We start from the raw sequence: 17,965 nt of genomic DNA, 5'->3' as shown, positions 1-17,965 counted from the left end.
TCATTGCGATGGCTGAAAAAGCCTACGCCTCGTTGAGGAGAGAAGGTGCGCGACGTTCATCAGGGTCAGGGGATAGCGTCCCCATTAAGAGACCGACTATACGCACGCATCGGCTTATGTTTTTCCATCGTCGTCGCTTGCAACCGGGGAGGAGTCCCTATACGCAATGACATTCGGTTAATCTTTTCTCGCTATGCGTTGAAATTAAGCATGCGCTCAAGAGGTTTTAAGGCCTGCAGGCGTAATGCTTCATCGACCTGGATCTCTCCACTTCCCTCGCGCAACGCACCCGCCAGGTTATCCAGCGCGTTCATGGCCATCCAGGGGCAATGCGCGCAGCTGCGACAGGTAGCACCGTTACCGGCGGTGGGCGCTTCAAACAAGGTTTTATGGGGCACCGCCTGCTGCATCTTGAAGAAGATACCTCGGTCCGTCGCCACAATCAGCTTATCGTTAGGTAGCTCTTTAGCGGCCTTGATCAACTGCGAAGTGGAACCAGCTACGTCGGCCAGCTTCACCACCGGCTCAGGCGACTCGGGGTGCACCAAAACGGCGGCATCAGGGTAAATGCGCTTAAGGTCTTCAACGCCTTTAGCTTTGAACTCTTCATGGACGATACAGGCGCCGTCCCACATCAACATATCGGCGCCGGTTTTCTTCTGAATATAGCCGCCCAAATGCTTATCAGGCGCCCAGAGAATTTTCTCGCCTTTGGCCTGCAGGTGCTCAATCACCTCTACCGCAATCGATGAAGTCACCACCCAATCCGCTCGCGCCTTAACCGCCGCGGAGGTATTGGCATACACCACCACAGTGCGATCAGGGTGCGCATCGCAAAAAGCGCTGAATTCATCAGCAGGACAGCCAATATCCAGAGAACAGGTTGCTTCAAGGGTAGGCATGAGCACGCGCTTTTCCGGCGACAGTATCTTGGCGGTTTCGCCCATAAAGCGAACCCCGGCAACCACCAGCGTGGTCGCGTCGTGGCGAGCACCAAAGCGTGCCATTTCTAGCGAATCGGCGACGCAGCCGCCGGTCTCTTCGGCGAGCTGCTGAATAGCATCATCGGTGTAGTAATGCGCGACCAAAACAGCGTTATGCGTTTTCAATAGCTGCTTGATTTCTTCGACCCTTGCCAAATCTTCCGCCGGAATCCGGGTCGGACAGTATGCAACGGGCAACGGAGCACTCAGCTCTGCTTGAGTAGTCATAATAGTCATCGTGTCTACCACTGTGACGAACAGGGAATCCCCCTGCTAAACACTGGGTCACGGCACAGGCGCGTTTCGCTCTATTCCCGCACCGCTCGCGTGCGATCGGCCGCTACGTCTCTCGTGGTGGCCTATCGTCTGAATATCTATTCTAGCCCATTCTGATCGGAAATAGCTGCCCGCTGCAAACAGATTGTCACGTAGAGGCATTACCCAAAAGTACCTCTCACCCGCATAGCAAAACGCCCCTGGCAGCTATGCTGCCAGGGGCGTTGAATTTGGTGGGTCGTGCAGGATTCGAACCTGCGACCAATTGATTAAAAGTCAACTGCTCTACCAACTGAGCTAACGACCCAAACTTGCCTTGCTATTGAACTTCAATTTTTCAAGCTTCATTTTTTTGAAACTTTAATGTTCACACTTACCGTGTCTAGTTCCCGTCCCGAAAGAATAGCTGCCAAGCTGGTGGATAAAAACTTCCTGCCAAAACAGCGGCTAAATGGTGGGTCGTGCAGGATTCGAACCTGCGACCAATTGATTAAAAGTCAACTGCTCTACCAACTGAGCTAACGACCCGCCTGAACGGATGCATATCCTACGCTTACACCCTTTTGATAGCAAGTGTTTTTTAGCGTGAGATAACAGAAATGGACCATAAAACGCGCCTGACTGGTCAATACAAACCGGTTCAGGCACGTTCGCGCACCTACTTAACGGGCTTTGTTAACGGGCTTTGCTTTTCGGCTTACGCATCACTTGAACCGGCTTACGCTTGTGCTTATCGCGGTTCCAGCGGTTCTTTTCATCGGGCGTCAGCGCAGGCACTTTACGGGTTTCTAAGTTAGCCAATGTCGCTAAGTCATCCACCTCATCCTGGTTAAGTTCAACCCATTCACCGGCTTTAGCGCGCTTATCGAGGAAGATGTTGCCGTAACGCACTCGTTTTAGGCGACTCACCGTTAGGGCTTGCGACTCCCAAAGGCGCCGCACTTCGCGGTTACGACCTTCCAAAATCACCACATGGAACCAGGTATTAATGCCTTCGCCGCCAAACTCCTGTACATCCGTGAAGCGCGCCGGGCCATCTTCCAGCATCACGCCATCGACCATCGCCAGGATATGTTCGCGCTTCACTTCACCCATGACCCGAACGGCGTATTCACGCTCCACCTGGGTAGAGGGATGCATCAAACGGTTGGCCAGCTCGCCATCCGTGGTAAACAGCAGCAAACCGCTGGTGTTGATATCCAGGCGACCAATCGCAATCCAGCGCTCGCCTTTCAAGCGCGGCAAGCGTTCAAATACGGTGCGCCGACCTTCCGGGTCTTTGCGTGTGCACAGCTCGCCTTCCGGCTTGTTGTACATGATCACCCGGCGCGGCACTTCTTCTTCCGGACGCAGCAATACCGGGCGGTCGTCAAAGCTGACTTTATCCCGCGCTTCAACACGGTCACCCAGCTTGGCCACCTGGCTATTCACCTTTACACGGCCATCGGAAATTGCCGTTTCCATCTCACGCCGTGAGCCAAGGCCTGCGCGGGCCAGGACTTTTTGCAGCTTTTCACTGATAGGGGGCGTGGTGCTATTACTCTGACTCATGGTCGTCTGACCTCACATCGGTAGTCTGCGTGCGCTCGCGCTCTTCTTCGTTCGCGCGCTGCGCACGTGCCGCCAGCCGTGCCTGTAAATCGGCAAAGCTCAGCGGCTGGGTTAACGCCGTCTCGGCGTGCGTATCGGCTGTTTCAGCCGACGTTATGTCTTCTTTCTGGGGTGGCGCATCCTGCACCGTTTTGATCGTTTCGTCTAGTGCTTCGTGGTCTGAACCGGTGTCTTGTTCTTCCTGAATGGCAGCATCATTGGTCATCCCTGTGTCTTCAGGTAGTTCGCTCTCGTCCCAGTTCGCCAGGGTGTGCATCGGCGGCAGCGCATCAAGCGTTTTTAATCCAAAGTCATCTAAAAAACTCCGCGTGGTGGCATATACTGCCGGGCGCCCCGGCACATCCCGGTGGCCCACTACGCGAATCCAACCGCGCTCCGCCAGGGTACGCATGATTGAACTGCTTACACTGACCCCACGCACCTCTTCGATATCGCCACGAGTAACCGGCTGGCGGTAGGCGATCAGCGCCAGCGTTTCCAGCAAGGCCCGTGAGTAGCGCTGGGGACGCTCGTCCCATAACCGCGACACCCATTGCGACAGACGCGGGCGAATGCGTAGCTGATAGCCTGAGACCGTTTCCAACAACTCTAACGCCCCAGCTGAATGGCGCAGCTGCAAGCGCTCAAGGACATCGCGAAACTCCTTGCGAGTCGGGCATTCGCCTTCAAGAAAAAGCGTTTCTAGGCGTTCAAGGGGTAACGGTTCACCAGCGGCCAGGAGCGCTGCTTCAATAATGTCATCTAACGCGTTGGCGGCGTTACTCATGGCGTCTCTTCTCCAGTTTCAAAGGCGGACTCACCATAGGCATCGTCTTCTATCTCGTTCTCCTCAAAAGCGCCCTCTTCGTCGTCGGCCAGGGCGGCACGCCGAGCACGTACGTGAATCGGCGAAAGCGGTGCATTCTGAACAATTTCAATCATGGCTTCTTTGGCCAGCTCTAGAATTGCCATAAAGGTCACGACCACGCCAGCCCGCCCTTCCTCTAAGGTGAACAGCGCTTCAAAGGGGGTATAACGTTGATGCGCATCATCGTGGCTGAGTAACTCCATAATCTTGAGCATGCGCTCGCGGGTAGATAGCACCTCGCGACTGATCTGGTGGGCCTGCACCAGCTCGGCGCGTTTGAGAATATCGGAGAGCGCGCTGAGCAATTCATCCAATTCCACCTCAGGGTGAATCACACGAGATTCCAGCGGAGGTAAGCCCGCCTGCACGCTGAACCAGTCACGCCCCATGCGCGGTAGCGTATCCAGTGTCTCGGCTGCTTCCTTGAGGCGTTCGTACTCCTGGAGGCGTCGGATAAGCTCTGCGCGAGGATCCTCCTCATCGTCGCCCTCGGCCTTCGGCGGGCGGGGTAACAAGGTGCGCGACTTGATCTCAGCGAGCATAGCAGCCATCAGCAGGTATTCACCCGCCAACTCAATCTCCATGGCCTTCATCAGTTCCACGTACTCGATGTACTGGTGGGTGATAGTGGCCACATTGATGGTCAGGATATCCAGGTTCTGACGCCGAATCAGGTAGAGCAGTAAATCCAGCGGGCCTTCAAAGGTCTCCAGAAAGACGCGTAGTGCCTCGGGAGGAATATACAAATCCTCCGGCATTTCCGTAATCTGCTCATTGAACAGACGCCCAAACGAAACCGCCACTGGGTCAGTGGTCGCAGCGTCAGGATTTTCTAACTCTGTCGTATCGCTTGGCGTCTCGCTCACGCGGGTCGGCTCTCCTGGTAAAAGGGGATCAATACAATCGCACAGTTTAGCAAAGTCGGCACCCTTGGCGACGCCCAAGTCGCGGGTAATGAAAGCGCATCATCCGGCCTCCACCGCTTTACGATAGCGTCCTTCGTAATCAAACAGCTTGTCGCGGATTTGGAAATGCCGGCCCACTTTACGGCCTACGACAAAATCAGGATGGCGCAGGCGGCGCTGCTCGGCGACTACCTCATCAGCGCTCAACGGCTGCCATTTGCCGCCAGGTGCGCGCAGGTGATAACGTAGAAACGCGGCATAGAAGGCGCGCCGTTGAGCAGACGTCTCTAGCGCGAACCACTCGGATAGATGCGTGCCATCTTCATCGTGATAAGTGACTTTTAAGCGCGGCAGGCCACGACCATTGGTCGTCGCTTCCAGTTGCATACCACTTACTCGCAATACCTTGGCATCTTTGAGCTTTAGGGCATCTTTTAGCTTGTCATCCGCGTCCACCAATAGCTTGTCGCAGCCGTGGCAGCGCCGGGCAGCGATATCATTTTCGGCACCGCACTCATCGCAAACTTTAAAGCGAAACCGGAAGTCGCATTGCTTTTTACAGGCGCCCGAAACCGCGCCACGCTGGCCGCTTGCTACTTTAGAATTTCGATCAGGGTCATCGACTAACCCCTGGCAGCGGCGGCCAAAGTGTTCAATGACGATGTCACCATCTCGCTTGCCCCAGTATAGATTGGCATGGCCACAGGCGGGGCACTCGACTTGAACCGGCTCGCTGTCGCTATCTGGCTTCGGCTCACCCACTTCCGGCGCGAAGATATCCCAGGGGTTACCGACATAGTCCAAAATCAGGCAGTCGCTTTTGCCCGGCGACAAACGCAGTCCTCTGCCCACCATCTGTTGATAAAGGCTAACCGACTCAGTGGGGCGTAAAATAGCGATCAAATCCACGTGAGGCGCATCGAAACCGGTGGTCAGAACCGCGACGTTAACCAGGTACTTCAGCCCGCGCGCTTTGAAGGCATCAATTAGCGCCGTACGCTCTCGGGAGGGGGTCGCACCGGTGATGAGCGCCGCTTCGGCTCGCGGCAAATAGCCGATAATTTCTTCAGCGTGGGCCACGGTGGCGGCAAAGATCATTATCCCTTGGCGATCAGCCGCGCGTTCGACGATTTGTCCGATAATACCCGGCGTTGCCCGGTTACCCGCCACTACGCGATTGAGCTCCTCCTCCTGGAAAAAACCACTTGAAGAGGGCTTGAGGGCAGAAAAGTCATAGCCCTCAATGGCCATATCCAGGCGTTTGGGTGCCGCCAGATAGCCCTGTTTCACCATCAGCCTCAGCGGCTGTTCAAAGACACAGTCGCGAAAAAAGCTCTCCTCGCTGCCCCTGACCATGCCGTGGTGATGGCGATAATAGATAAACCCCTGCCCCAAACGGTAAGGCGTAGCGGTGAGTCCGAGTATTTTAAGCTGAGCATTATGCTGTCGCAGGTGTTCAATCACCTGGCGGTAGCTGGCGTCCTCGTTAAGCGATACGCGGTGACTCTCATCGATGACCAGCAAGGTAAAGTTTGCGTCATTAAAGCGATCTAAATTGCGCACCACCGACTGCACCGAGCCAAACACCACTTGTCGGTTCGCCTCTTTACGCTTTAGTCCCGCGCTAAAAATATCGGCCTCAAGCCCATAAGCCTGATACTTGGCATGGTTCTGCTCCACTAGCTCGCGTACGTGGGCCAGCACTAACACTCGCCCCCGCGCCAGGCGCGCTAACTCAGCAATGACCAAGGATTTACCGCTGCCGGTAGGCAGCACCACCAACGCCGGCTCACTGGAAGCACGAAAATGCACGACCACCCGTTTTACCGCCTCCTGTTGATAGGGGCGCAATTGGGGCGTCTGGGCTATGGATGAGAAAGGCGGCCCAGAGGCCGCCTTGTCGTGTTGCGTCATCATTCACCTATGAGGGTGTCTCCGTTAACCCAACCAAACGCGAGCATTGCGGAATAGGCGCAGCCAGGCACCGTCTTCAACCCACTCCGCCGGACGCCAGGAGTTGGTGACCGCTCTAGCGACACGTTCAGGGTGCGGCATCATGATAGTCACCCGGCCATCGGGTGTGGTTAGCCCCGTAATACCCGACGGTGAGCCGTTAGGGTTCGCCGGATAGCGGGTCGTTACCTGGCCGTAGTTGTCGATGTAGCGCAGCGCTATTTGGCTGCTCGTCTGCATGCTACGCAGATGAGCGCTGTCACGAAACGCCGCCTGCCCCTCACCATGAGCAACCGCAATGGGCAGCTTGGAGCCTTCCATGCCGGCAAGCAGAATCGAAGGGCTCTTCTCAACCCGCACCATGGAGACTCGCGCTTCAAACTGCTCAGACTCATTGCGTACAAACGTCGGCCAATTTTCAGCGCCAGGAATCAACGATTTCAGCTGCGAGAGCATCTGGCAGCCGTTGCAGACACCCAGTGAGAAGCTATCTTCTCGGGCGAAAAACGCCGCAAACTGCTCCTGGGCGCGCTCGTTAAACAGCACTGATTTTGCCCAGCCGCCCCCGGCGCCAAGCACGTCACCGTAAGAGAAGCCGCCACAGGCGACCAGCCCTTTAAACTCATCAAGCGAGACGCGCCCTTCTAGAATATCGCTCATGTGCACATCGACCGCCTCAAACCCGGCTTTATCGAAGGCCCAAGCCATCTCCACTTGACCGTTAACCCCCTGCTCGCGCAGCACGGCCATGGCAGGTTTGGCGGTATTAACAAACGGTGCACTGATGTCGTCATTGATATCAAAAGTGGGCGTGGCGGAGAGCCCGGGATCACGACTATCGAGCAGATTATCGAACTCATTCTTGGCGCACTCAGGGTTATCCCTCAGCGCCTGCATGCGATAACTGGTTTCAGCCCAGGTGCGCTGAGTAAGCAGACGCGTGGTTTCCAGTAGCGGTTCTTCAAACAGCGTAACGCGAACTTGGTCGTCGTAACGGGGGCGAGCGATCACGCCGCACGTTTCGATACCGGCAACGGCAAACTGCGCCAGCACTTCTTCAGTATGTTGACGATTGACCTGAATGACCGCCCCCAGCTCTTCTGAGAACAGTGCATTCAATGCCTCGACCGGCTCGTCGATCATCCAGTCGAGCTTGATCTCAAGTCCGGCGTGGGCGGCGAAAGCCATTTCCAGCAGAGTGATCAACAGGCCGCCATCGCTGCGATCGTGGTAGGCCAGCAAAATACCGTCTCGGTTAAGCCCCTGAATCACTTCAAAAAAGGCTTTAATATCTTCCGGGTCATCCACATCGGGGCAATCGTTGCCCACTTGGCCGTAGACCTGCGCAAGAGCAGAGCCACCCAAGCGATTTTGGCCGCTGCCCAGATCGATCAGAATGAGATCCGACTCGTCTTGTTCCAGGTTGATCTGCGGCGTTAGCGTGGCCATTGCATTGGTAACGGGCGCAAAACCGGTCACGACCAAAGAAAGCGGCGACGTTACGCTCTTGTCTTCACTTTCACCTTGGTCATCCTCATCGACCCAGGCGGTGCGCATTGACATCGAATCCTTGCCCACCGGAATCGCAATGCCCAATGCCGGGCACATTTCCATGCCCACGGCGTAAACAGCATCATAAAGCGCCTGATTTTCACCGGGGTGATCAGCCGCGCTCATCCAGTTAGCGGAGAGCTTTATATCGCTCAACTTAGCAATCGGCGCTGCCGCCAGGTTGGTAATCGCTTCGGCAACGGCCAAGCGGGCGCTAGCGGCGGGGTTGATCAACGCCACCGGCGGACGCTCGCCCAGCGCCATGGCTTCACCGGCGAGGGTGTCATAGCTTGCCGTGGTAACCGCCACATCGGCCACCGGCACCTGCCAGGGGCCGACCATTTGATCACGGGCCACTTGGCCGGTAATCGAGCGATCACCAATGGTGATCAGGAAGCTTTTGGAGGCGACTGTCGGCAAACGCAGTACCCGATCCAGTGCTTCGCGAAGGTCAAGATTATCCAGCATCATGCCGGAAAGCTCGGGATCGTGGCGCTCAAACTCACGCTGCATTTTAGGTGCTTTGCCGAACAGCACACTCATCGGCAAATCGACCGGCTTGCTGCTGAAATGACCATCGCGCACTTCCAAATGGTGCGCTTCCAGCGCTTCACCGACCACTGCATAAGGGCAACGTTCGCGCTTACACAGTGCGTCAAAGGTATCCAAGTCTCCTGGCGCTACGGCGAGCACGTAGCGCTCTTGCGCTTCATTGCACCAAATTTCCAGCGGGCTCATGCCAGGCTCGGCATTCGGCACCGCGCGCAAGTCAAAACGGCCGCCACGGTTGCCGTCTTTGACCAGCTCCGGCAACGCGTTGGAAAGCCCGCCTGCGCCTACATCGTGAATAAAGCGAATGGGGTTGTGATCGCCCAGGGCCCAGCAACGGTCAATAACTTCCTGGGCACGACGCTCTATTTCCGGGTTTTCACGCTGCACCGAGGCAAAATCCAAATCGGCGCTGGAGGTGCCGGACGCCATACTGGATGCAGCGCCACCGCCCAAGCCAATCAGCATCGCCGGGCCGCCCATTACGATCAGTTTGCCGCCGACAGGGATATCGCCCTTTTGGACGTGGTGAGCACGAATATTGCCGTAACCACCGGCAAGCATGATCGGCTTGTGGAAACCACGCCGCTCTATACCACCTTCGTTTAGGGACTCCTGCTCGTAAGTGCGGAAATAGCCGGTTAGATTGGGGCGACCAAACTCATTGTTAAACGCCGCGCCGCCAATCGGGCCTTCGAGCATAATGTTGAGCGCCGACTCCATGCGCCCCGGCTTGCCGTAATCAAAGGCTTCCCAGGGCTGTACGAACTCAGGAATACGCAGATTAGAGACGGTATAGCCAGAAAGACCCGCTTTGGGTTTGCCACCGATACCCGTCGCACCCTCATCGCGAATTTCGCCCCCGGAACCTGTGGCTGCACCTGGGAAAGGGGCAATCGCGGTGGGATGATTGTGGGTCTCCACCTTCATCAGAATATGAATGGGCTCCTGATGGGTGCCATAAAGCGCCCGCTCGTCTTCCGCCCCGGTAAGTGGTGTCGCAAAGAAGCGGCCGCCCTGGCTGCCCTTGATGACAGCGGCATTATCACTGTAAGCGGACAGCACGTTGTCCGGCGACGACGCAAAGGTGTTCTTGATCATCTTAAACAGCGAGTGGCTTTGCGGCTCGCCGTCGATCACCCAGTCGGCATTAAATATCTTGTGACGGCAGTGCTCGGAGTTGGCCTGGGCAAACATCATCAATTCAACATCGCTGGGGTTACGCCCCAGTTCGTTGAAGGCGTCTACCAAGTAATCAATTTCATCTTCTGCCAGCGCCAGTCCCAGCGCTTGGTTGGCTGTCGCTAAGGCTTCCCGGCCCCCTTCTAGAATATCCACACTACCCAACGGCGCCGGGTCGTGCTGGGCAAACAGCTTGGCAGCGTCTGAAGCATCGGATAGCACGGTTTCAGTCATACGGTCATGCAGCAGTGCCGCTAGTGCGTTCAGGCTCTCTTCATCCGGCATGTCGGTAAAGCTGACCCGATAATCGATGCCGCGCTCAATACGGCTAATCTGGTTCAATCCGCAATTATGGGCGATATCCGTCGCTTTAGACGACCAGGGCGACTGGGTACCCAAACGCGGCACCACTAAAAACCGCTGGGCGCTTTTCGGAACCTCTACGCTCGAGTGAGTGCCATCGCCCGGCACATAGTCAAGTAACTGCACCAAACGCTCGTGGGCGGTATCGTCCAGCGTCTTGCTGTGGTTATGAGGGTTAAGGTCGATGAAATGAACATAGTGGGCAGACAGCGCTTCCACCTCGGGAACACGTTCACGCAGCACCGTTAACAGCCGAGCATAACGGAAGGCAGAAAGGGCGGGCGCGCCTCGCAGTTCGAGCATATCCTGAAGCCTCTAGAGCAGGGAAATTCGAGCAGGGAAATCACCGGGCCGCTAAGCGGCCGTGCTTTTATGATAGCGAAAAACGCCTATGATACTGGAAACCAGCCACCACACGAAATCAACAAGGTGACAGCGTAACCCGGGCTGGGTATCGTGGCAGCTTGTTTCATGCCAACAAGACGCCATGCTGACGTTGATTTGCCGACATTTTATAGCCCGTGCCAGCGCTTATTATGCGTTAATCACTATTACGCTTTTGACCATGGTACCCACTCTCTCTCTTGCTCCCCCAGGCGAGCATTTAACGCATATCAGCACAAAAGACTTTATTACCGTTCATACCCGCAACACCCCCACGACCTATTACGAAGGCCGCCAAGGCCCTACCGGCTTTGAATACGAACTGATGCACCGTTTTGCCGATTACTTGGGAGTGAGTCTTAACCTTGACGCCAGCCACCACCCAGAAAGCGTCCTGCCGGCGGTGCGTGAAAAAGGCGACCTGGGCGCGGCAGCGCTGCCATTACTGCCTGACAGCCCTGGCGTCCACTACACTCGGCCGATTATTCAAATGCAGCCGCTGGTGGTTTACCGCCGCGGCCTGAATGGCATTAAAGAGCCGAGTGACCTTGTCGGCTTAGAACTTGGCACGCTAAGCGAAGCCGGTACTGATGAAGCGCTGCGCGACCTTCAGCGGCGTCATCCTACCTTGAGCTGGAAAGAGTCTCACGAGCTTGAAGTCGCCGAACTGCTGGCACGCGTTGAAGACAGCACCCTGGACGCCGCGGTCATTTTCGAGCATCAGTTTCGTTTAAATCGGCTGTTTTTCCCCAATGTGGAACGTGGCTTTATACTCGGCGACCCGCTCTCCATGGCATGGGCGGTGCCTAGCGGTCGCGGCTTAGGGTTGCTTGAAGCCGCCAATCGGTTCCTACAAGACCTTCAAGAAAGCGGCACGCTTGATCGGCTGGTAAGCCGCTACTTCGGCCACGACGACTATTTAGAGTATGTCGGCACGCGCACCTTTCTTGATCACCTTGATGCACGCTTGCCCCGTTACACGGCACTGTTCCAGCAGGCTGCCCGCGAAACAGAGTTTGACTGGAAGTTATTGGCGGCAGTGGGGTATCAGGAATCCCACTGGGATCCAGACGCCGTCTCGCCAACGGGCGTGCGCGGCTTGATGATGCTGACCAACCCCACGGCGGGTGAAATGGGCGTGACGGATCGCACAAACCCCGCCCAGAGCATTGACGGCGGTGCCCGCTATTTACGCAGTATCAAAGACCGCTTGCCGGAAGGCATAACCGGCGATGATCGCCTGTTTATGGCCATGGCGGCCTACAACGTGGGCCTTGGCCACCTCTATGACGCACGTAAAATTGCGGAAATGCGCGGCGGCGACCCCGACAGCTGGCAAGATGTGCGCGCGGCGCTACCGCTATTACAGCAGCGTGAATGGCATAGCCAAACGCGTCACGGCTACGCCCGTGGCGGCGAGCCGGTAATATACGTACGCAATATCCGTCGTTATTACGAAATGATTCAATATGTAGAGCGTAGTCGTCAGCAATTTTTTCAACTAGAACAAATGCCTGTCAATGATGATCCACTGCTATTGTTCGAGCTTGTGCCACCGCTTAACTAACAGCGCCGTAGCATTTCCAATTCAGTATTACTGCTCGCGCCGAGCGGCGAAAAACCCCTTCAGCAGTTTTTGCGAGGCTGCGGCTAACACGCCACCGGTTACCGCGATCTGATGGTTGAACCACGGCTGTGACAGCAGGTTCGCTTTTGACTCCACCATGCCCGCACGAGGCTCAGCAGCGCCATAAACCAGGCGGGCCACGCGTGCATGAATCATCGTGCCCGCACACATCATGCAGGGTTCCAGGGTGACAAACAGCGTACAGCCTTCAAGGCGGTAGTTGCCCAGGTGCTTACCCGCCTCACGTAGGGCACGCACTTCCGCGTGGCCGCTGGGGTCGCAGCTGGCCATTGGCGCGTTGCACCCGACGCCAATAATGTTCCCCTGCGCATCAACTACCACCGCTCCTACGGGCACCTCGCCCGCCGCCGCGGCCAGGTGGGCTTGGTCGAGCGCCCGGTGCATGTAAAATTCATCGCTGCGCATAAACGTAAACTCCGCTAAGGTAGCTAAACGACCGTATGAAAGAGGTGCCCGGCGCCGTGGCAGCTTATTACTTTTAGCGATAGCATTCTTTCACCGACCGCATTCGATAGAGACAGCCGCAAGGATACCGAGAATGACAGACGCGCTGAACAAACTGGTAGCATTACTAGAGCTGGAAACACTGGAAGAGACGCTATTTCGTGGCCAGAGCCAGGATCTAGGTTTTCCTCAGCTCTACGGTGGTCAGGTTCTTGGCCAAGCGCTGGCGGCCGCCGCGCGCACCGTGCCAGACGAGCGTCGCCCGCACTCTCAACATGGCTACTTCCTGCGCCCCGGCGACCCCCATCGCCCCGTTGTCTATCAAGTGGATACCATTCGCGACGGCGGCAGCTTTACCACCCGCCGCGTCACCGCCATTCAAAAAGGCCGGCCGATCTTTTTCTGCAGCGCCTCTTTTCAGAGCGAGGAAGCGAGCTTTAGCCATCAGCGCGCCATGCCGAATGTCGCCACCCCCGAAGCGCTGCTAGAGAACGGCGATGCCAAACATGACCGCTTTCCCGGCCACCCCATTGAGTTTTTGCATCTCATGGGCAACCCCGACAACGGCACGCCTACAGGCCAGTGTTTGTGGTTTCGACTTTCAGGCACGCTGCCTGACGACCCGGCCCTGCACCGCCACCTGCTCTCGTACGCCTCTGACTTCAACCTGCTGACCACCAGCCTGATTCCCCACGGCATCGAGTACCGCGACCCCAAGCTGCGCATCGCCAGCCTAGACCACGCCTTATGGCTACACCAGGACACACGCCTGGACGATTGGCTGCTGTATGTTATCGATTCACCCTGGGCAGGCGGCGCTCGCGGGCTGGCGCGGGGGCATATTTACAGCCGTGATGGCCGCTTAGTGGCCTCTACCGCTCAAGAAGGGCTAACGCGTTATTCACAAGACTAAATAGACACTCTCTCAAACATTTACGCCCGCTTATTAGCGGGCGTAAATGTTTGAGAGAGTGCTGCGGTTTATTAGCCGCCGTAAACGTCGTTGATAGACGTAAGCGGATAGTGCGCAGGAAACGGTTTGCGCGCTACACCAGAATCAACCGCGGCTTGAGCAACCGCCGAGGTAACTCTCGCCAACAGGCGAATATCGACAGGCGTGGGAATGATGTACTCGCGGCCAAAACTCATCTCGGCACGCTCATAGGCATCCAGCACTTCCTGAGGAACCGGCTCTCGGGCCAGATCTTTCAGCGCATGCACGGCGGCCAGCTTCATCTCTTCGTTAATGCGTGTAGCACGAACATCCAGCGCACCACGGAAGATAAACGGGAAGCCCAGCACGTTGTTAACCTGGTTCGGGAAATCCGAACGGCCAGTGGCCATGATCACATCCGGGCGCGCTTCGCGAGCAACGTCAGGATGAATTTCCGGATCCGGATTAGTGCAGGCAAAAATCACTGGATCTGGCGCCATTTTCTTCACCTGTTCAGCGGAGAGCAGGCCCGGGCCCGAAAGGCCGATAAATACGTCAGCGTTGTCGATGGCATCATCCAAGGTGCGCATCTCGGTATCGCGGGCGAATTCAGCCTTGTATTCGTTGATGCCTTCGCGGTCCGTGTGAATGACACCACGGCGGTCAAGCATCACAAGATTGTCTTTACTTGCGCCACAGGAGACCAGCAGGCGCATGCAGGCAATCGCCGCCGCACCAGCGCCCATGCAAACAATTTTAACGTCTTCGATTTTTTTGCCAGCAATATCCAAAGCGTTCAGCATGCCTGCCGCCGTGACAATCGCGGTGCCATGCTGGTCATCATGGAAGACCGGAATACTGCAGCGCTCAATCAGGGCTTTTTCAATTTCAAAGCACTCCGGTGCCTTGATATCTTCTAAATTGATGCCACCCCAGGTATCGGCAATGCGCGCGACGGTATCGATAAATGCCTGAGGGCTTTCTGCATCGACTTCGATATCCACCGAGTTGATGCCAGCAAAGCACTTAAACAGCACGCCTTTGCCTTCCATGACTGGCTTACTCGCCAGTGGGCCCAGATTACCTAAGCCAAGAATAGCGCTGCCGTCGGTGATAACGGCAACCAGATTACCCTTGCCGGTATAGCGGTAGGCATTTTCCGCATCCCTGGCGATTTCAAGCACTGGCTCAGCCACGCCTGGGCTATACGCCAGCGCCAAATCCCGTGCCGTCGCGGTGGGTTTGGTCAACTCCACCGACAGCTTACCGGGAATCGGTTTTGCGTGATAATCCAAAGCAGCCTGCTTATTTGCATCCGTCATGGTCAGAGTCCAGTTAACATAAAGTAGATAAGTCGTTTCAGAATATAGAAAAAACCTATGCGCCTCAAGCGCGCCGTCAACTCATATCAAAACGCCCGTTTAACTGAATTTTACCTTCATATTCGCCACATTTCGCAGATATTTGCTGAAACTTATGTAAAACAGCGTTAGTCATAACGCTTTGCTTATTGCTGTACCGCAACATTAGCGCAGCATTTGTGAAAATTTTTTCCACAAAAAATATAGCTGGTTTTTTAGCGAGACAACAAAAAACCCACGCCGCGGCGTGGGTTTTGCGCAAGTACGACCTGTACTTGCGATATGGCTATCCGAGTTGGATTAGCCGCGCTTAACAGCAGCGCCGAAACGCTTGTTGAAGCGCTCTACGCGGCCACCAGTGGTCGCTTGCTTCTGCTTACCAGTATAGAACGGGTGGCAGTTGGAGCACACATCCAGAGAGAAGTCCTGACCTGAAGTAGAACCTACCTGGAAATTAGCACCGCAAGAACAGTTGGCGGTGACCGTGTTGTAATTCGGGTGGATACCTTGTCTCATCTCGAACCTCACGAAGCTATATGCCGCCACCTGATCTCGTGCCAGGCACCGCATACGGGTTTGGAAAAACTACTAACCGGTTGGCCGCTCTTTCGTTACGATAAGATCGCTAAGAGTGAGCGGTCGCATATTCTAGCAAAACTAACGCCGGAGGCCAATTGCCTGATTCTGTTTCTTCGCGGGTACCGTCTCAAGTGCTTAACCAAATACTTAAAATAGCGCTGCCCTCACCGCTGCGACGCCTGTTCGACTACTTACCGTCTAACGTGACGCCCGCCTGCGGTTGGCAGCCGGGGCTGAGGGTGCGGGTGCCTTTCGGGCGCCGCGAAGTCGTCGGTGTGGTCGTGGAACTTGCCGACCACAGCGACCTACCGCGCAGCCAATTGCGCGCAGTCAGCGAGACGCTGGACGACGCGCCGCTGCCAGCAGATTGGCTCTGGTTATGCCGTTTTGCCGCCCGCTACTATCAGCACAGCCTGGGCGACACCCTTCACCACGCCATGCCCGCGCGGCTACGCCAGGGACACGCGATGGCCGGTCGCACGCAAACACTCTGGATGGCCCAGGGTGACGGTGCGCAGGAAACCCTCAGCCGAGCGCCTAAGCAAGCAGAGCTGCATGCGCTTTTACGCCAGCATCCCCATGGCCTACCCGGTCGTGCGGTTAGCGCCCATGGCTTTGCTCGCGACCAGCTATTAGCGTTAGAGAAGAAAGGCTTGGCCACTAGCCAGGAACATATTCTCACCGCGCCTACTCCCCCCAGCGGAAACTTACTCGCGACTCCCGCGTTACCCCTAAACCGTGAACAGGCCACGGCGCTGGCCGCGCTGCATGAAAAGCTAGAGGGCTATCACCCCTGTTTGCTCGAAGGCGTCACCGGCAGTGGGAAAACGGAAGTCTATCTTCAGCTGATTGAAGCAGTGGCCGCCAAAGGTAACCAGTCGCTGGTGCTGGTGCCGGAAATTGGCTTAACGCCGCAAACGCTCGCCCGCTTTAGAAGCCGTTTTCGCGTGCCCGTGGTGGCGCTGCATTCGGGCCTTACCGACCCTGAGCGCTTAGACGTGTGGGAAGCCGCCGCCAGCGGCCGGGCGCTGATTATTATCGGCACCCGCTCGGCCATTTTCACGCCATTGGCTAACCCCGGTGCGATTATTGTCGATGAGGAGCATGATGGCTCCTACAAGCAGCACGACGGTTTGCGCTATCACGCTCGCGATCTTGCGGTTGCACGCGCGCATTACCATAAAATCCCGCTGCTGATGGGCAGTGCCACGCCGTCCTTAGAGAGCCTGCATCAGGCGCTTAGCGGCGCCTATCGCCACCTACGCCTGACCCAGCGCCCCAGCCAGCACCCCCCAGCCAAGCTGGAGCTGATTGACCTGCGCCACCAGCGCCGCCAGGGCGGCCTGCTACCCGGTGCCATCAAAGCGATTAAAAGCACCTTGAGCGCTGGCAAGCAGGTGCTAATTTTTATCAACCGGCGCGGCTTTGCACCGACCCTTGCCTGCCACGCTTGCGGCTGGATGGCCGAGTGTAGCCAGTGTGATGCACGCATGACGCTGCACCGCCAGCCCGCCCTACTGGCCTGTCACCACTGCGATAGCCGCCGCGCTCTGCCGGATGCCTGCCCCGAATGTGGTAGCGGCGACCTGCGCGCATTGGGTAGCGGCACTGAACGCACGGAAGAGACATTACAGACCCTGTTTCCCAAGACCACCATCCACCGCATTGACCGCGATAGCACACGGCGCAAGGATAGCTTCGAGCAAGTGCTAAAAGAGATCCATCGCGGTGAGCCGTGCGTATTAGTCGGCACTCAAATGCTCGCCAAAGGGCACCACCTGCCCCACGTTACCTTGGTGGTAGTCGTTAATGCCGACGGCGGACTGTACGCCGCTGATTTTCGCGCGCTGGAACATAGCGCTCAGCTGCTTGAGCAGGTGGCGGGCCGAGCGGGGCGGGCCGCTCATCCAGGCCGGGTGCTCGTGCAAACACTGCACCCCGATGATCCTCATCTGGGCCAGTTGGCTGAACACGGTTACGGGGCGCTCGCACGCAACATGCTGGAAGAGCGGCGTATTGCCCAGCTGCCCCCGTTCTGCTTTATGGCGCTACTTCGGATTGAAAGTCCTCAGGAGGAAGCCGCTTTGGCTATGGCGCAGCAGGCCGCCCAAGCCTTGCGCCAGTGGCTCAAAGAGTCCCGCGTGGCGACCCGCTGCCTGGGCCCGGTGCCCGCACCGATGGAAAGACGTCAAAACCGTTACCATTTACATGTCATGCTGGCGGCCAATAAGCGTAGCCAACTTCACCCTGCCGTCAGCTGGCTCGTGCAGTGGCTGGAAGCGAATCGCGAGGCGCGCAAGGTGCGCTGGTCGATAGATATCGACCCACAAACGCTCTCCTAAACGCTCTCCTAAAGAGGGGCTCACCATCACGCGGCTTTGAAACTGCGGCTCAA

12 protein-coding genes and 2 tRNA genes are annotated in these 17,965 nt (G+C 56.8%); 3 read left to right on the top strand and 11 right to left on the bottom strand.

The annotated features are described in order from the left end of the window. Positions 1 to 191 precede the first annotated feature (191 nt). The 8 genes from nadA to purL form a co-directional block, all read right to left on the bottom strand. Complete coding sequence (nadA, locus tag HZS80_RS15140) at positions 192 to 1,220, bottom strand: quinolinate synthase NadA (RefSeq protein WP_179916575.1); 1,029 nt, start codon at positions 1,218 to 1,220, stop codon at positions 192 to 194. Positions 1,221 to 1,490: 270 nt separating this feature from the next. Then, a tRNA-Lys gene (locus HZS80_RS15135) sits at positions 1,491 to 1,566 on the bottom strand. 145 nt (positions 1,567 to 1,711) lie between these two features. Further along, positions 1,712 to 1,787 (bottom strand) — tRNA-Lys (locus HZS80_RS15130). 147 nt (positions 1,788 to 1,934) lie between these two features. Beyond that, positions 1,935 to 2,810: a 23S rRNA pseudouridine(2605) synthase RluB gene (gene rluB, locus HZS80_RS15125; RefSeq protein ID WP_035562125.1), complete on the bottom strand. Its 876-nt coding sequence runs from the start codon at positions 2,808 to 2,810 to the stop codon at positions 1,935 to 1,937. Continuing rightward, a complete protein-coding gene (gene scpB / locus HZS80_RS15120) occupies positions 2,797 to 3,636 on the bottom strand; it encodes an SMC-Scp complex subunit ScpB (RefSeq protein WP_035562123.1) in 840 nt (279 codons plus the stop codon). The genes rluB and scpB overlap by 14 nt, the downstream gene beginning before the upstream one ends. Continuing rightward, positions 3,633 to 4,583, bottom strand: coding sequence for a segregation and condensation protein A (locus tag HZS80_RS15115; protein ID WP_035562120.1), 951 nt, complete (start codon positions 4,581 to 4,583; stop codon positions 3,633 to 3,635). The genes scpB and HZS80_RS15115 overlap by 4 nt, the downstream gene beginning before the upstream one ends. Positions 4,584 to 4,682: 99 nt before the next feature. Beyond that, positions 4,683 to 6,539 (bottom strand): DNA repair helicase RadD, encoded by a 1,857-nt coding sequence (radD, locus tag HZS80_RS15110; RefSeq protein ID WP_218927733.1) that lies wholly within the window; start codon positions 6,537 to 6,539, stop codon positions 4,683 to 4,685. A 21-nt stretch (positions 6,540 to 6,560) separates the two neighbouring features. Further along, positions 6,561 to 10,523 (bottom strand): phosphoribosylformylglycinamidine synthase, encoded by a 3,963-nt coding sequence (gene purL, locus HZS80_RS15105; protein ID WP_179916574.1) that lies wholly within the window; start codon positions 10,521 to 10,523, stop codon positions 6,561 to 6,563. Between the two features lie 184 nt (positions 10,524 to 10,707). Here purL and mltF point away from each other — a divergent pair, with 184 nt between their 5' ends. Then, the gene (gene mltF, locus HZS80_RS15100) at positions 10,708 to 12,171 is read left to right on the top strand and encodes a membrane-bound lytic murein transglycosylase MltF (RefSeq protein WP_179916573.1); all 1,464 of its coding nucleotides are present in this window, start codon (positions 10,708 to 10,710) and stop codon (positions 12,169 to 12,171) included. A gap of 27 nt (positions 12,172 to 12,198) precedes the next feature. Here the strand turns inward: mltF and tadA are convergent, their stop codons facing one another. Further along, the gene (gene tadA / locus HZS80_RS15095; protein WP_179916572.1) at positions 12,199 to 12,657 is read right to left on the bottom strand and encodes a tRNA adenosine(34) deaminase TadA; all 459 of its coding nucleotides are present in this window, start codon (positions 12,655 to 12,657) and stop codon (positions 12,199 to 12,201) included. Between the two features lie 133 nt (positions 12,658 to 12,790). Between tadA and HZS80_RS15090 the strand changes: the two genes are divergently transcribed. Next, positions 12,791 to 13,609, top strand: a complete 819-nt coding sequence (locus HZS80_RS15090) for an acyl-CoA thioesterase (RefSeq protein WP_179916571.1) — start codon at positions 12,791 to 12,793, stop codon at positions 13,607 to 13,609. Between the two features lie 71 nt (positions 13,610 to 13,680). Here the strand turns inward: HZS80_RS15090 and HZS80_RS15085 are convergent, their stop codons facing one another. Together HZS80_RS15085 and rpmE are read right to left on the bottom strand one after the other, a co-directional pair. Further along, positions 13,681 to 14,952 (bottom strand): malic enzyme-like NAD(P)-binding protein, encoded by a 1,272-nt coding sequence (locus HZS80_RS15085; RefSeq protein WP_179916570.1) that lies wholly within the window; start codon positions 14,950 to 14,952, stop codon positions 13,681 to 13,683. Positions 14,953 to 15,291: 339 nt separating this feature from the next. Then, entirely contained in the window at positions 15,292 to 15,507 is a 216-nt protein-coding gene (rpmE, locus tag HZS80_RS15080) for a 50S ribosomal protein L31 (protein WP_035562478.1), read from the bottom strand. Positions 15,508 to 15,665: 158 nt separating this feature from the next. On the opposite strand from rpmE, the gene HZS80_RS15075 reads away from it, so the two are divergent. Next, on the top strand, positions 15,666 to 17,912 hold the full coding sequence (locus HZS80_RS15075; RefSeq protein WP_179916569.1) for a primosomal protein N': 2,247 nt from the start codon (positions 15,666 to 15,668) through the stop codon (positions 17,910 to 17,912). Positions 17,913 to 17,965: the final 53 nt, after the last annotated feature.

Source organism: Vreelandella glaciei (genome assembly GCF_013415125.1).
Taxonomy (GTDB): Bacteria; Pseudomonadota; Gammaproteobacteria; order Pseudomonadales; family Halomonadaceae; genus Vreelandella; species Vreelandella glaciei.
Note: the sequence above shows the minus strand (reverse complement) of the source record. Positions and strands in the feature narration are given on the sequence as shown.

Bases quoted from the DNA above. Each gene is read 5' to 3' on its own strand.
- nadA (WP_179916575.1), bottom strand. From the start codon at position 1,220: ATGACTATTATGACTACTCAAGCAGAGCTGAGTGCTCCGTTGCCCGTT.
- rluB (WP_035562125.1), bottom strand. From the start codon at position 2,810: ATGAGTCAGAGTAATAGCACCACGCCCCCTATCAGTGAAAAGCTGCAA.
- scpB (WP_035562123.1), bottom strand. From the start codon at position 3,636: ATGAGTAACGCCGCCAACGCGTTAGATGACATTATTGAAGCAGCGCTC.
- radD (WP_218927733.1), bottom strand. From the start codon at position 6,539: ATGATGACGCAACACGACAAGGCGGCCTCTGGGCCGCCTTTCTCATCC.
- purL (WP_179916574.1), bottom strand. From the start codon at position 10,523: ATGCTCGAACTGCGAGGCGCGCCCGCCCTTTCTGCCTTCCGTTATGCT.
- mltF (WP_179916573.1), top strand. From the start codon at position 10,708: ATGCTGACGTTGATTTGCCGACATTTTATAGCCCGTGCCAGCGCTTAT.
- tadA (WP_179916572.1), bottom strand. From the start codon at position 12,657: ATGCGCAGCGATGAATTTTACATGCACCGGGCGCTCGACCAAGCCCAC.
- HZS80_RS15090 (WP_179916571.1), top strand. From the start codon at position 12,791: ATGACAGACGCGCTGAACAAACTGGTAGCATTACTAGAGCTGGAAACA.
- HZS80_RS15085 (WP_179916570.1), bottom strand. From the start codon at position 14,952: ATGACGGATGCAAATAAGCAGGCTGCTTTGGATTATCACGCAAAACCG.
- rpmE (WP_035562478.1), bottom strand. From the start codon at position 15,507: ATGAGACAAGGTATCCACCCGAATTACAACACGGTCACCGCCAACTGT.